The following is a 13,781-nucleotide window of genomic DNA, read 5'->3' on the forward strand; positions in this document are numbered from 1 at the left end:
CGATGCGTCCGAAGGCCGTCCTGGTCGGGCCCATGGGCGTGGGCAAGTCCACGGTCGGGCAGCTGCTGGCGGAGCGACTCGGGGTCGGCTACCGGGACACCGACGACGACATCGTGCGTGAACAGGGGCGGACCATCGCGGAGATCTTCGCCGACGAGGGCGAGCCGGGCTTCCGCGCGATCGAGAAGCGGGCGGTGCGGCGGGCACTGGCCGAGCACAACGGTGTCCTGGCGCTGGGCGGCGGCGCGATCCTGGACGCTGACACGCGCGCCGCGCTGGCCGGCCTCAGCGTCGTACAGCTCTCGATGGACGCCGACGAGGCGGTTCGGCGGGCAGGGTTGAACACGGCGCGGCCCCTGCTGGCCGTCAACGCGCGTGAGCGGTGGGAGGAATTGATGGAGGCGCGGCGGCATCTCTACGCCGAGGTCGCCCGAGTGGTCGTGGCCACGGACGGCCGCAGCACCGAGGAGGTCACCCAAGCCGTCCTCGACTCACTGGAGTAGCCGAAGACCGCAACAGCCGAAGAACCCCGCGCACGCGTCGGGCGTGCCAGGCCGGTGCCTGGCACGCCCGACGCCGTCCTCAGCGTCGCGGCAGCAGGGTCGCCGCGCCCAGCGCGTTGGCCACCAGCAGGCCGGCGCCGAGCAGCAGGCTCTCCCGCATCCCCGGCGCGAAGTCGCCCGCGAGGAGCGCCCCGAAGACGGCGATGCTGAGCGCTCCGCCCGTCTGGCGGCTGGTGTTGAGCAGAGCGGCCGCCGTGCCGGCGCGTTCGGCGGCGACACTGTCGAGCATCAGGGAGGTCAGCGCCGGCATGGCGAGGGCGCCGCCGATGCCCAGCGGAATCATCAGCAGGGCAGTCACCCACGGGGGTGTGCCGGTATCTACGGCGGCCAGCCCGCCACTGCCCGCCGCGGTGATCAGCAGCCCTGTGACGACCACCTTCCGCGGGCCGTAGTGGGAGACCGCCCGCGGCGAGAAGTAGTTGAAGAAGGCGGTGACCACCGCCATCGGCACGAACATCAGCCCGGCGGAGAACGCCGACTGCCCCCGCTGCTCCTGGAAGAAGAGGCTCAGCACGAACACACCGCCGTAGAAGCCGGCGTTGCAGGCGAAACCCGCGACGACCGGCACGCTGACCCCGCGCTGCCGGAACAGCTCCAGCGGCAGCATCGGCGCGCGCCGCCGCGCCTCGACGGCCACGAAACCGGCCCCGGCCACCACCGCGGCCCCGGACGCGGCCAGCACCGTCGGGGTGAGCCCGTGGTGCCCGCCCTCGATCACGGCGAAGGTCAGCGCGGCCAGCGCCACGACCGCCGTCACCTGTCCCGGCAGGTCGAACTTGACCTGGAGGCGCGGGGAGCGTGCCGCTCGCATCAGGGTCAGCAAACCGGCAAGCCCGGCAGGCACGTTGAGCCAGAACACGGCACGCCAGCTCCACTCCGTGGTGAGCAGCCCACCCAGGACAGGCCCCGCGGCGATGGCCACCGCGCCACCGACCGTCCACAGGGCGATGCCGCGGGCCCGCGCGTCCGGATCGGGGAACGCCTGCCGGATCAGCGCCAGCGAGGTGGGCACCATCATCGCTGCCGCGCTCCCCTGCACCACTCGCGCCGCCGTCAGCGCGCCGAGCGTCGGCGCCACCGCGCAGGCCAGCGAGGCGAGGGTGAAGACAACGATCCCCCAGCCGTACGCGCGCCGCGCGCCGACCGCGTCCGAGAACGCGCCGGCGGAGAGCATCAGCGCCGCGAACATCAGGGTGTAGCTGTCAGCGACCCACTGGAGCCCGGACAACGAGCCGCCGATGTCGTGCCCCACGGCGGGCAGCGCCACATTGACACCGGAGACGTCGAGTGTGATCACGAAGAAGCCGAGGACGGCGGCGACCAGAGCCGCGGTGGCCGAGCCCGACTGCCCCGGCTCCCCCCGTATACTCGCGCCCTCCTTGGTTTCCGCGCCTGTCCCGGACTGCTTCACGCTCATCGGGAAATGCTCCTTACTGGTCATGCCTGTCGGGACCTGGAATCGGACCTGAAATCGGTCGCACGGATCGGTCGTGGAATCAGTTGTGGGTGCGGTCATGGATCGGCTCTGGGCGACACACATGGACTTCGGATACGGAAAACGGGGATGGAGCCAGCGTGCCCGGCGCGCGCGGCCTCAAGCAGACCGAGCCGTCGAAGGGGTCTAGGGCCTGTCCAGAGTGATGCGGTAGGTCTCGTGCGGGGTCTGGATGTCGTTGCACGTCAGTTCGCCGGTGGCGCCGCGGTAGGCGCCGGTGCCACCGGTGACGGCCATCCGCACCGTGTCGGCGCCCTTGGTCCACAGGGACTGCGCGGTGATCTGCCCGTCCGGCAGTTGCACCGACAGGACACAGTTGGTGGTGATCTTCTCGCCGTCCAGCTTGGTCACCTGGCAGGAACTGCCGTCCTGACCGACCTGCTTGCCGTCCTGGAAGAGCTTGTCGGCGTAGACGAACTCGTCTCCGACGCTCAACCCGTGCTTGCCGACATCGGTCTTCACCACCCCGTCGTTGCTCACGGCCAGGTCGATGACCTCCTCGGACCTGGCCTGCGCCGGAACGGTGAGCACGGCGGACACTCCCAGTGCCAGCACCGTGGTCCCCACAGCACTGAACAGGGCGAACTTCTTCTGCGACATGAGAGGAACTCCTCGGTCACGCACCACGCCCATCGCGGTGCTTCGGTTTCTTCAGGTGTTGTCGGCGAACCCGGCGGCGCGTCGCAGCGCCCCGGTCTCGATGAGGCCGATCACCGCCTCGATGTCCTGATCCAGCCGTCGATCGTGAGTCACGAAGGCGCTGTGCTCCCGGATGAGCCCGTGCACCGCCTGGATGGCCGGTGACGCCTTCTCGACGCCTCGCAGATCGATCGCCTGGGCAAGGGCGAGCAGATGGATGGCCGCCACTTCACGGACCAGGCCGCCCACGGTGCGCGCGTCACGCGCCGAGATGGTGCCCATGCTGACGACGTCCTGGTTGTGCGCCTCCGTGGAGCGCGAGAACACCGACACCGGCCCTGTCTGTTTGAGGGCTTCGGCGGTGACGGCCGAGGCCGCTATCTGCATCCCCTTGAACCCGTGGTGCAGCCCCGCCTGGGGATCGTCCGCGTGGCGTGCGACGACCAGGTTGGGCGGCAGCCCCTCGTTGAACTTCTCGTCCACAACGAGCGCGAGTTGACGGTCCATCAGGTTGGCCAGGCCGGCCACCGCGGTCTTCAGGCTGTCCATGGCCTGTCCGACATGGCCCGCGTAGAAGTTTCCGCCGAGGTGGAGTCCGGACTCGTCGACGTCGAACAGGGGGTTGTCGGTGGCGGAGTTGATCTCGGTGTCGAGCCAGCTCTCCGCCCATTCGAGAGTGTCCCGGGCGATGCCGATGATCTGCGGGGCGCAGCGCACCGAGTACTTGTCCTGGATCCTCTCCTTCAGCTGGAGGTAGCTCCGCCCGGCCGGCTTCTCGCGGCGTACCAGGATGTCGTCGAAGGACGTGGCGAGCCGCGACCCCGCCAGCAGGGTCCGGATGACCTCGGCGGAGCGGACCTGGCCGTCGTGCGGCTTGACGGCGTGGACGAAAGGATGCAGCGCGGAGGCGTTGCCGTGCAGAGCCTCCAGCGTCATGGCCGTCGCGAGTTCGGCGACGAAGGCCAACTCCCGCGCGTCCCAGGCGGCGAGGACCGCGTACGCGGCGGCGAAGGAGGTTCCGTTGATCAGCGCGATGCCCTCCTTGGGCGCGAGCCGCACTGGCGCGATGCCCTCGTCGCGCAGGGCGTCGATCGCCGGACGCACGGTGCCGTGGTGCAGGACCTCCCCTTCGCCGATCAGCGCCGCGGCCAGGTAGCACAGCGGTACGAGATCACCGCTGGCGCCCAGCGAACCGCGTTCGGGGATCAGCGGCAGAACGTCCCGGCTCAGGCACTCCAGCAGGGTCGACACCGTCTCCGGCCGGATCGCCGAGACACCCTTCGCCAGCGCGTTGGCCCTGATGATCATGGTGGCCCGGGCCACCGTCGGTACGGCCGCCGGTCCCACGCCGTTCAGGTGGTAGAGCACGAGGTTGCGCTGGAGTTCGTGCGCCTTGTCCGGCGAGATCTGCCGGACGCAGCTGTCTCCGAAGCCCGTGGTCACGCCGTAGATGGGGATCTCCTGGGCCAGCAGCGTCTTCTTGAGGCCGACGGAGGCCCTCATCCGCTCGACGGCCTCGGCACCGAGCGTCACCCCGGTGTCGCCGGCCCCACCCCGCGCGGCCGCGGCGACCGCGCGGGGTGACAGGCCGGTTCCGTCGAGTTCGAGAGGCCGGGCCGTGGACATGTGCGGCATGCGTACTGCTCCTCCCCACACCGAGGGAAGCGTCCCTAGTAGACGCCCTCGATCAGCTTCTTGCCGTCCACCTCGGCGACCGGACGAACGTTGCGCAGGGAGTCCCCGACCGCGGTGGGGCTGGGGACCCGTGTGGCCAGGTCGCGTTCGAGGCTGTTGGGCACGAGGCCGTACCTGGTGAGGTAGTTCATGACCACGGCCCCTTCCGATCCGAACTCGACCGGTCGGCCGGAGGAGGGGTCGACCACGCGGTAGAAGACGTAGGGGGCGTACGAGTCGAAGACCATGTCGCCCGTGCCCTCCGGGTCGGGGCGTTGGACCGTGCCACTGAGGACGGAGGTGCTGCCGTACGACCCGCGGAACCGCGTCTTGGGGAAGAGCTCCGTGGACAGGTAGTCCAGGGTGTCGGGGTCCATGTGCGCTCCGGTCCAGATCACCAGGCGCACCTTCTCCTCAATCAGCGCGCGGAGCGAGGCCCGTTCGGCCAACTGGGCGAGCAACGGAGGCGTCGTGATCAGGAACGCGATGTCCTGCGACCGCAGGACCAGTTCGGCCTGGTCGACGAGGTGGCTGACGTAGGCGCCCGCGCCGGCGGTGTCACCGGCGGCGATGAGGCGCTTGACCCAGCGGGGGTCCAGGTCGATGGAGAACCGGATCCCGCCCCTGGCCTGCGCGATCCTCCGGGAGTACTCGCCGAGCATGTGGGGGCCGCTGGGGGCCACGGCCAGCGTGTGCCCCTGGCCGTCGTCGGTGTAGTGGGAGTTCTCCCACGCCATGTACTGGTCGAACCAGTTCTCGAACATCAGGAAGCGCTTGGGAGCCCCGGTGGTGCCTCCGCTCTCGTAGACGGCGGACACCTTCTCGGTCGAGTCCAGGCCGCGGGGGATCAGGTCCTCGACCGGGACGTCCCGGAGCTCGTCCACCAGGTTGGGAAACCTCAGCAGGTCGTCGACGCACCGCACGTCCTCGACCGGATCGAAACCCAGCCGGTCGCGGCGCTCCAGCCAGTACCGGGAGCCCGTGGCCGGTTCGAAGTGCCAGCGCATCATGGCTCGGACGTGCGCGTCGGCTTGTTCGCGGGCGTTCATGGCAGTTCACCGTGCTTTCTCGTTCTCGAGTGGACGGGAGGAAGGAGGCGGGTCGTCAGACGCCGTGGTGCGAACCGCCGTTGAGCTGGAGAATCTGCGAGGTGACATAGCCACCGGGCTGTGAGCACAGGTAGAAGCCGAGCTCCGCGACGTCCACCGGATCTCCCGCGCGTCCCAGCGCGGTCTGCCGGACGAGCATGGTCTCCCGCGCGGCCGGGAGGCGGCCGCCGAAGAGGTCGGTGTCCGCGACGTATCCCGGCGCGATCGCGTTGGCGCTGATGCCGCGCGACCCCAGGCGCGTAGCGAGGGTGTGGACGTACGAGTGGAGGGCCGCCTTCGCGGCGCCGTAGCCACCCGTCCCGCCGGAGCCCCGGTAGGCGGCGATGGAGCTGTAGAGCACGATGCTGCCGCCGTCGGCCATGAGGGGCAGCAGGCCCTCCACGGCGACGACCGAGGTCGTGACGTTCGCCTGGTACGCGTCCTGCCATTCCGTCAGGACCGACTTCACGTCCTGCGCGTCAGTGCCTTCGGACTGCGGGACCGCGCCCGCGCAGCACAGCAGCCCGCTGACGGGAAGTCCCGTCGCCCTGACATGGCTCTGGAGGACCTCTGCCGACCCCGCGGCGGACATGTCGAGGGCGAGCGGCTCGACGTCCGCTCCCGGCACGCTCGACTCGATCTCCTCCACCGCCTGTGAGAGGCGCTTCTCCTGACGTGCGATCAGGAGCACCTTGTCGTTGTTCTCGGCGAACCGCTTCGCTGTGGCCTTGCCGATGCCGGCGCTCGCGCCGGTCACCACGATCAACCTGGACAGAGTCGAACACTCCAATGATGTGTTGTTTCGAATGATGTCTGCTTCAGAGGTGCGGAGCGGATTTCACCCGGAGTCGGGCGAGAGCTCCGCGAAAAGCGCGTTCCGGTCCGGCTTTCCGGTGGAAGTCCTCGGGATGTCCGCCAGTTCCACGATCTGCGACGGACTCGGGAAATCCCGGAGAGCTGCCCTGATGTCGGCGACGCCCACCGCGTTGCCCCGGTCGGACCAGAAGACCACGTATCCCTCGCCGGCGAGCGAGTCGTCGGGCAGGGGCAGCACGACGCATTCCGCCTGCGGCAGACGGGCGTTCAACTGCTCGTCGACCCTGGTGAGATGGACCTTGACCCCGTTCACCTTGATCAGGGAGCTGCTGCGCCCGACGAGCCGGAAAGCACGCGGTCCGGTGAATTCCACCAGGTCACCGGTGGCCCACTGGGTGAGCGGTCGCGTCCCGCGCTCCGGGCGGGCCAGGCGCGGGCCACGGATCACCAGGTCCTCCGGCCCTCGCGCCGGTGCGTCGGCGTCCCGTACGAAGGACACGTCGGGGAAGGCCTGCCAGGGACCCGCGTCGCTCCCCTCGGGGTGCAGAGGCCGGTGGGCGAGGCCTCCGGTCTCGGTCGACCCAAGGATCTCGTGCGCCCGGAGCAGCGGAGCGGATCGGCGGACGAGTTCGTGAGCCGCGGGCGGCGGGGCCGCCGAGCTGTGCAGGGCGACGACGGAGCTCGCGCGTTCCAGCACCGGCCGGCTACGGCGCAGCAGGTCCCAGGCCATCGGGATACAGACGGCCAGGACCCGCTCGCCGGGGGAGACCGGCAGGGGCGCGAACGGGTCGGCCCACGCATGGTGGACGGGGACGCCCGCCATGCGGGGCAGCCACTGACCGAACAGCGCGCCGAACAGGTGCTGGGTCGGGGCGTAGTTGACGACGCGATCGACCGGGCCGACCAGCTGCGTGCCGATCAGCTCCACCTCGCGCTCCATCTGGCGGGGGAGCCGGAACCAGCGTCGCGAGACTCCCGTGCTGCCGGAGGTTTCGAAGCGGATCTCGTCGTGGCGGCCCTCGTCCCGGGACGCGTGCGTACGAGCCACGGTCGCCGTCATGCCGCCATGTCCTCGACGCGCTCGCGCACGTAGTCCGTGGTCCGGCCGAGCGTGCTGAACCAGTAGCGCACGTCGTCGCCGACGAAGTCGACCTCGATGCCGAACTCGCCCTCGACGGCGTTGACGTACTCGAGGGCCGCCAGGCTGTCGAAGCCCGGCAGCGCGTCCGACAGATCCGCGTCCGCGGCCAGCGCGCGGGCGGCGTCGCCGAAGCGCTTCTCGAGGACCGCCCGGACGCGGTTGCTGATCTCGGTCTGGTCGATGGTGTGCATGGGGGGAACCTTTCTTTGTCAGCGGCCGGCCGGTAGCGGGTCGCCGCTCGTCATCGACCCCGACTCCAGGTAGAACACCTGGTCGGGCTGGGTGGGTTGGAACCGGACCGTCAGGTGGGCGCTGTCCGTGTCGAGACCGAGCGCCTGCCCGATCTCCTCGGCCATCGAGGCCCGGTACGCGTGGTCGCGGTCGGGATGGATGTGGCACACGACGGACGCCCACCGGGCGTGCTTGTCCTGGCCCGTGTCGTTCTCGTAGGTCGTGAGCGGCATCCCGCCGGCGAAGTACTCCATGGGTTCCGCGGTCCGGAAGGAGACCACGACGTGCGCTGCGGCGGAACCGTGCGCGGCCATCCACCGGGTGAGGCGCAGCGCGGCCTTCAATCGCGCGGAGGGGGTCATCGGGGTGCTGGTCACATCGACGGTCGGCAAGATCGCGTGCCTTTCACGAGAGGGTCAGCGGCGGCAGGGCGTGCCGTTCCGGCGACAGCCGCAGGTCCAGACGCCGTCCCAGGCAGTCGGCGAGCGGGCCCCCGCTCGTGGCCATCAGGGGGGTCCAGGCGAACCCGGCGTCCGCCGTGCGCACGCTGTCCAGGAACTTCGCCAGGTGGTCGGCGTCCCACTCGAGGCCGAACGTGTCCGCCGCGAGCACGGCTTCGTAGGTGCTCAGCAGGTCGGGGACCCGGTTGCCCTCGTTCGCGTATCCGCCGCCGCGGACCCGGTGCCGGGCGAGGGCCTCACCGACGAGGGCGCCGTCCGCCCCGACCGCCCGGTGCTGCGCCCGCAGCGCCTGCAGGGTGGCCCGCAGTGTGGACCCGCCGCCGGGCACGTTGGCGTACTGGCCGGGTGCCGTCTCGCAGGAAGCGACGTACTCGGCGATGTCCCGCAGGTGGCCGGTGACGGAGTCCCCGCCGATCCGGTGGAGGATCTCGGCGGCGGCGGCCGTCGACACCATGTCGGACGCGCGGCCCTCCCAGTAGCCGAAGCCGCCGTCGGGGTTCTGGATGGTACCGGTGAGCCAACCCGCGATTCGGGCACGGGCCGGGGCGTCCTCGTCGAACGCCCCCGCAGAAAGGGCCCAGAGCGTGCACCGCACCTCACTCCCTCGACCCGGCATGTACATGATGCCGTCCTCGTTGGGCAGCATGCAGCTCTCCGTCCACCGCAGGGCCTCGCGCTCCCCGGTTTCCGAGAAGTGGCCGGCCATCAGGTGGGCAGAGGTGGTGAGGACGTCCGAGGCGAGGTCGGGGGTGCGATAGGTGAAGCCGCCCTGTGCGGTCCGGAAGGACAGCACGGTTTCGACCACCCCATCGGCGATGTCGTCGAGCTCGGCGCCGAGTTCCCTGAGTGCTCCCACCCCGCAGAACGCGGCCCACACGTCCGGCACGGGATAGCCGTGCCACCGGGTGAACGACTCCTCCGGCCCCAGCCTGGACAGGATCCAGGCGACGCAGCCCGCGGGGTCCCGCGGGGTCTCGTCGAGGCGGCTCAGGGCACTGGTGGCCCGGAACGTCGCCCACAGACAGTCCGACTCGTCGCCCTCCTGGAAGGTGAACCCGCCGGCCGCGCTCTGCCGGCCCCTGAGCCAGCTCGTGAGCCGCTCGCGGTCCCACGGCAACGGACCCTCTCCGCCGGTGGCCGTGCGCCAGGCGGTGATGGCGTAGTAACAGGCCCGCACGTCGGACGCGCCGCCCTTCGCGTGGGCCGGACTCCAGGCCAGTCCACCGTCCTCCGCCTGAAGCGCCGCCAGCCAGTCGAACAGCGCCTGAGGCGGCTGCTCGCCGTAGATCTCCACCAGAGTGCGTACGGCGTAGTAGGTGGCCCACACGTCCGACGCCTGACCGGGAGTCATCGCGAACCCGCCGTCCGGGTGGGCGGAGCTCCACACCCACGCGGAGCTCGACCTGCGGACCGTGCCACGGCTGTCGGCCGGCAGATCGGCCAGGGCCTGGGTGCAGTAGTAGGTGGCCCAGGCGTCGGAACTCATGCCGGCCGACCACGCGAATCCGCCGTCGGAGTTCTGCCGGGAGGCGAGGAAGCCGGCGACGGTCTCGGGGGACGGCAGGTCGCCGACACGGCCGAGCCAGCGGAGGGTCCGTACGGCTGCGTACGTGCACCACAGATCGGACTCCCCGGAGACCACTCCGGACGACCTCAGCAGAGTGTCGTACGTCATGCCGGAACCACCTCGTCCACGACCCGGAAGTTGGACCGCTTCCAGCTCTTCTGGGAACCACCGCTCTTCGTCGTCACCGGCAGCCGGTTGACGAACCGGACCTCGTCCCACCGGAAGCCGAGGCGTTCGTCCGTACGCTGCTGGATGAGGTCGTTCTTCGCGGACTCGGCGTCCCGGTCGGTGCCCGGGTCCCGCTCCAGCAGCAGCCGGGCCCAGGCGCCGCGCTCGTCGACCTCGATCAGGTAGCCCATGACGTCGCGGCCCGCGTAGACGACGCCTTCGAGGTCGCGGGTGCGGACCCGGCTGCCCTTGATCTCGGTCCCGTCGCTGCCCCGGCCGTGGACTGTGACCACCGGGGTGTCCTCACCGCAACGGCAGCCGTCCGTCAGGGACACCTCGTCGCCCATGTCGAGGCGGAGCAAGGGGCGGGCGTCGTTGTTGAGCGGGGTGACGACGAGCCGGCCCTCGCGTCCGGCCTCGGCGGGCGTGATGCCGTCCTCGTCCGCGATCTCGAAGTAGTTGGCACCGCGCAGCAGGTGCAGCCGGTCGTGCGCACAGCACGCGGCCAGCGTGCCGCTCTCGGTGCTGCCGTAACTCGCGTCGTACGCAAGCGCGTTCCACCAGTGCCCCGCCATCGTGCGCAGTTCGGGGGTACTCACCTCGCCGAGCAGCATGAGGAGTTCGACGGACTCGCTCAGCCGGTCCAGCAGGCCGCGCCTCTTGACGATCTGGGAGAACTCCAGGAGCACACCGGGCGCCACGAACAGCACGGTCGGCCGGAAGACCTCCCACAGTCCGACGATGCGGTCCCAGTCGGAGATCCCGGTGGTGTACGGGTAGGCCTTGACGTGGGGAATCCCCAGGAACTCGCAGACGCCGACCATCAGGTCGGCCACCGGCACGATGTCCGAGGGCAGCAGGATCAGGGCGCGGTGACCGCTGTCCGCCAGCATGCCGCGCCAGGCCTCGGCGACGGACACGGTGTTGGCGATCATGTCCTGGGCGGTGCGTGGCGTGGGCGTGGGGGTCCCGGTCGTCCCCGTGGTCTGGTAGTACTTCAGACCCGCGTCGACCGGTACCCGCAGGAAGTCGAGGGGCCGGGACTTGAGGTCGTCCTTGGACGTCGCGGGCAGGTCGAGGAACGCCCGCGACGAGAACGCGTCGAGCGAGGCGTAGGCGGACGTCTGCTGCGCACGCTGCCAGGTCTCGGTCAGCTTCGACGTGTAGTAGGCGTCCTCGGAAGGGGATGCGCGGCGGTGAGCGGTGACCTCCTGCTGTATCCGCTCCATGAAGTCGAGGTCGCTCCTGGTGTTGATCTTCACTTGGCACTCCTTTTCTCGTTCGCGTCGGTCTGGGCCAGCCCCCTGGCGCGCATCAGGAACTCGCCGAGGAATCCGTCGTGCGGGACGTCCGGATGGGTCCACGAGGTCGGCAAGCTCCGGTACACGTTGGAGACCGAGGTGAGATCCGAGGCCGCGGCGACCAGTTCCAGGTCCTCGGTGTGCAGCGACAGCACCAGTGAGTCGTCGAGTACGTCCGTCGCACCGCGCTCGAACGGGGCGATCCACACGCACGGGAAGGGCATCTCGTACGACAGCAGCGGGTCCTTCGGGGACGCCAGTTCCACGACCGCCGGCGTCACGGTCGACAGGGAGCCCTCGCCACCGAGCCGCTCGACCCTCGGTGCCAGATGCACGATCGCGTCCTGCGCCCGGTTCATGACCGCTGACGCCAGCCGCTCGGCGTCGGCCTCCGGCATACACGGCAGAAGCGCCTCGTCGTCCAGGGGGCGGGCCGGTGCCACCTTGCCCAGCGCGGTGGCCAGTTCGGCGGCGAATCCCGACGGATCGTCTTCGACCAGCACGCCGGTGGTCGCGGTGCACGCGGTCCCCGCGTGATGGAGCGCGCCCGTGCGGGCGAGTTCGAGCCCGGTGTGCCGGTCCGCGTCGGCAGTCACGACCAGTTTCGAGCGGCCCGGGCCCTGCGGCCGGATGTCGGCGCGGCCCCGGTACGTGTCCACGACGTCCTGGCCGCCATACACCATGGCGAGATCAGAGCGCTCGATGATCAGATCCGCCGTCGCGTGGTCGCAGGGCGCCACGACCAGCTGCGTCGCCGGCACCCCGGCCTCCCGCAGCGCGGTGACGAGGCGGAGCGGGGTGAGCGGGTCCCGGTTGGAGGGGCGGACGACGACCCGGTAGCCGAGTGCCAGTGCCTCCGGCCACATGGCGTGGACCCCCGGGCTGTTGCCGGCCGCGTGCACGGCGAAGACGTCACCGGTGCGGCGCCACGCGGCGCCCGCCGGCGGCGCGTCGGACACGGCGGTGCCGACCGGGGCGCAGCCCGTGGGCCGGGCCGCGGACGGCATCCTTCCCACGTCGCGCAGGGTCGCCGTGATGAGCCTGTCGCACTCGCGCACGATGGGAACGGGTGTGCCCGTCAGCTCCGCCACTCGTTGCTCATGTGCTTCCAGATCGTCTCCCAGGATCACCTGGCTCTCGAAGACGTCGGCCGCCTTCCTGAGAACCTCCGCCGTCTGAGCGAGGGGCAGAGGCCCGCTCACGCGCAGCTGATCGATCCAGTGGGAGACGACCAGACCCGGGACCGACGCCAGTTCAAGTGCCGGGTTGCCCGAGGCGTCCGTCACGGTGGTGCGGTTCCGCGTCCGATAGGGCCCGGTCGGGCCCAGCGCGGGGATGTCCGGCATGGTTCGCTCTCCTGTTCCTTCCGGCGAGTCACGGGGCCTGGGGTGATGAGTCGCTCAGCGGGTGGCGGTCGGCGCGGCGCGTCGCCTGCGGGTCGCGGCCGCGAGGTCCCGCAGCACGTCGACGGTGGCCTCCCAGCCCATGCAGGGGTCGGTGACGCTCTGGCCGAACTCGGGCTCGTCGAGGCCGAGTTCCTGGCGCCCGGGGAGCAGGAAACCCTCCAGCATGACGCCGCGGACGTCCGTGCCGCCGGTCGCGACCTGGGCCCCGATCTCCCGGGCGACCAGGGCCTGCCGGACGTGGTTCTTGCCGCTGTTGCCGTGGCTGGCGTCGATGACCAGGCCGGTCGGCAGCGCGGCCGCCTTCAACCGGCGCGCCGTCTCGCGCACGTCCTCGGCACGGTAGTTGGGCCGGTCCGACGCGCCCCGGAGCACCACATGGCAGTCGGGGTTCCCGCTCGTGCGCTGGGTGACCGTCCCGCCGTCCGGGGCGATGCCGAGGTAGGCGTGGGAGGCGGCCGCGGACCGGATGGCGTCGACGGCAACGCCCACCGAGCCGTTGCTGCCGTTCTTCATGCCCACGGGCATGGGCAGACCGCTCGCCAACTGCCGGTGCACCTGGCTCTCCACGGTCCGTGCGCCGATGGCACCCCACGAGACCAGGTCGGCCAGGTACGCCGGAGCCGCCGGGCTCAGCCACTCCGTCGCGATGGGCAGCCCCAGTTCGGCGACCTCCAGCATCAGCGTCCGGGCCGTGCGCAGCCCCAGATTGAGATCCAGGCTGCCGTCCAGTCCCGGGTCGGTGAGCAGCCCGGTCCATCCGACCGTCGTGCGGGGCTTCTCGACGTACACCCGCATGACCACCGCCAGGTCGTCGGCGAGGTCGTCGGCCAGTTCAGCCAGGGACTTCGCGTACTCCAGACCGGCGTTCACGTCGTGGATCGAGCACGGGCCGACCACGACGAGCAGACGGTCGTCGTCACCGCTCAGCACACGGCGGGTCATCCGACGGCCGGCGCTCACCGAACGCGCCGCGTCCGCGGTCAGCGGAAGCGCGCTCAGGAGCTCCGCAGGGGTGCTCGCGAGGTGCGTACGGCATTGTCCACCGATGCGCTCCGGCGTCACTTGTTCGGTCAGGGAATCGGGTTGTGCTTCGGTCGGCATGTGAAGACTCTGCATCGTTCCTCAATTCGTTCTGCTCAGCGCAGAAATCGTGCGTCGGCAACGAATCATCCGGGTCTACCCGGATCCCTCGAGTGCCCATTCCGAAAGGCCGATCGGACTGGCACGGAGA

The 13,781-nt window shown here is 70.4% G+C and carries 13 protein-coding genes; 1 reads left to right on the forward strand and 12 read right to left on the reverse strand.

What is annotated here, in order from left to right; genetic code table 11:
• The first annotated feature begins 32 nt into the window (after positions 1-32).
• Positions 33-503 carry a shikimate kinase gene (locus OHA64_RS39520; protein WP_405624303.1) on the forward strand — a complete coding sequence of 157 codons (471 nt, stop codon included), beginning with the start codon at positions 33-35 and terminating at the stop codon, positions 501-503.
• Positions 504-582: 79 nt separating this feature from the next.
• Here the strand turns inward: OHA64_RS39520 and OHA64_RS39525 are convergent, their stop codons facing one another.
• The 12 genes from OHA64_RS39525 to OHA64_RS39580 all read right to left on the reverse strand — a co-directional run bounded on the left by OHA64_RS39525 (position 583) and on the right by OHA64_RS39580 (position 13,651).
• Positions 583-1,980: an MFS transporter gene (locus OHA64_RS39525; RefSeq protein ID WP_405621689.1), complete on the reverse strand. Its 1,398-nt coding sequence runs from the start codon at positions 1,978-1,980 to the stop codon at positions 583-585.
• 204 nt (positions 1,981-2,184) lie between these two features.
• Positions 2,185-2,658, reverse strand: coding sequence for an allene oxide cyclase barrel-like domain-containing protein (locus OHA64_RS39530; protein ID WP_405621691.1), 474 nt, complete (start codon positions 2,656-2,658; stop codon positions 2,185-2,187).
• Positions 2,659-2,709: 51 nt separating this feature from the next.
• Positions 2,710-4,332, reverse strand: a complete 1,623-nt coding sequence (gene hutH / locus OHA64_RS39535) for a histidine ammonia-lyase (RefSeq protein WP_405621693.1) — start codon at positions 4,330-4,332, stop codon at positions 2,710-2,712.
• Positions 4,333-4,367: 35 nt separating this feature from the next.
• Complete coding sequence (locus OHA64_RS39540; RefSeq protein ID WP_405621695.1) at positions 4,368-5,420, reverse strand: phenazine antibiotic biosynthesis protein; 1,053 nt, start codon at positions 5,418-5,420, stop codon at positions 4,368-4,370.
• Between the two features lie 55 nt (positions 5,421-5,475).
• Positions 5,476-6,219 carry an SDR family NAD(P)-dependent oxidoreductase gene (locus OHA64_RS39545; RefSeq protein WP_405624305.1) on the reverse strand — a complete coding sequence of 248 codons (744 nt, stop codon included), beginning with the start codon at positions 6,217-6,219 and terminating at the stop codon, positions 5,476-5,478.
• Between the two features lie 78 nt (positions 6,220-6,297).
• Entirely contained in the window at positions 6,298-7,335 is a 1,038-nt protein-coding gene (locus OHA64_RS39550) for an acyl-CoA synthetase (RefSeq protein ID WP_405621697.1), read from the reverse strand.
• On the reverse strand, positions 7,332-7,607 hold the full coding sequence (locus OHA64_RS39555; RefSeq protein WP_405621699.1) for an acyl carrier protein: 276 nt from the start codon (positions 7,605-7,607) through the stop codon (positions 7,332-7,334). Before OHA64_RS39555 ends, OHA64_RS39550 begins: the two co-directional genes overlap by 4 nt.
• Before the next feature lie 18 nt (positions 7,608-7,625).
• Entirely contained in the window at positions 7,626-8,039 is a 414-nt protein-coding gene (locus tag OHA64_RS39560) for a hypothetical protein (protein WP_405621701.1), read from the reverse strand.
• A gap of 13 nt (positions 8,040-8,052) precedes the next feature.
• The gene (locus OHA64_RS39565) at positions 8,053-9,783 is read right to left on the reverse strand and encodes a prenyltransferase/squalene oxidase repeat-containing protein (RefSeq protein WP_405621703.1); all 1,731 of its coding nucleotides are present in this window, start codon (positions 9,781-9,783) and stop codon (positions 8,053-8,055) included.
• Positions 9,780-11,105, reverse strand: coding sequence for a phenylacetate--CoA ligase family protein (locus OHA64_RS39570; protein WP_405621705.1), 1,326 nt, complete (start codon positions 11,103-11,105; stop codon positions 9,780-9,782). Before OHA64_RS39570 ends, OHA64_RS39565 begins: the two co-directional genes overlap by 4 nt.
• The gene (locus tag OHA64_RS39575) at positions 11,102-12,490 is read right to left on the reverse strand and encodes an aldehyde dehydrogenase family protein (RefSeq protein WP_405621708.1); all 1,389 of its coding nucleotides are present in this window, start codon (positions 12,488-12,490) and stop codon (positions 11,102-11,104) included. The genes OHA64_RS39570 and OHA64_RS39575 overlap by 4 nt, the downstream gene beginning before the upstream one ends.
• A gap of 54 nt (positions 12,491-12,544) precedes the next feature.
• Positions 12,545-13,651, reverse strand: a complete 1,107-nt coding sequence (locus OHA64_RS39580) for a 3-deoxy-7-phosphoheptulonate synthase (RefSeq protein WP_405621711.1) — start codon at positions 13,649-13,651, stop codon at positions 12,545-12,547.
• Between the last annotated feature and the right edge of the window lie 130 nt (positions 13,652-13,781).

Origin of the sequence: Streptomyces sp. NBC_00076 (assembly GCF_045041235.1) — a bacterium.
GTDB lineage: Bacteria > Actinomycetota > Actinomycetes > Streptomycetales > Streptomycetaceae > Streptomyces.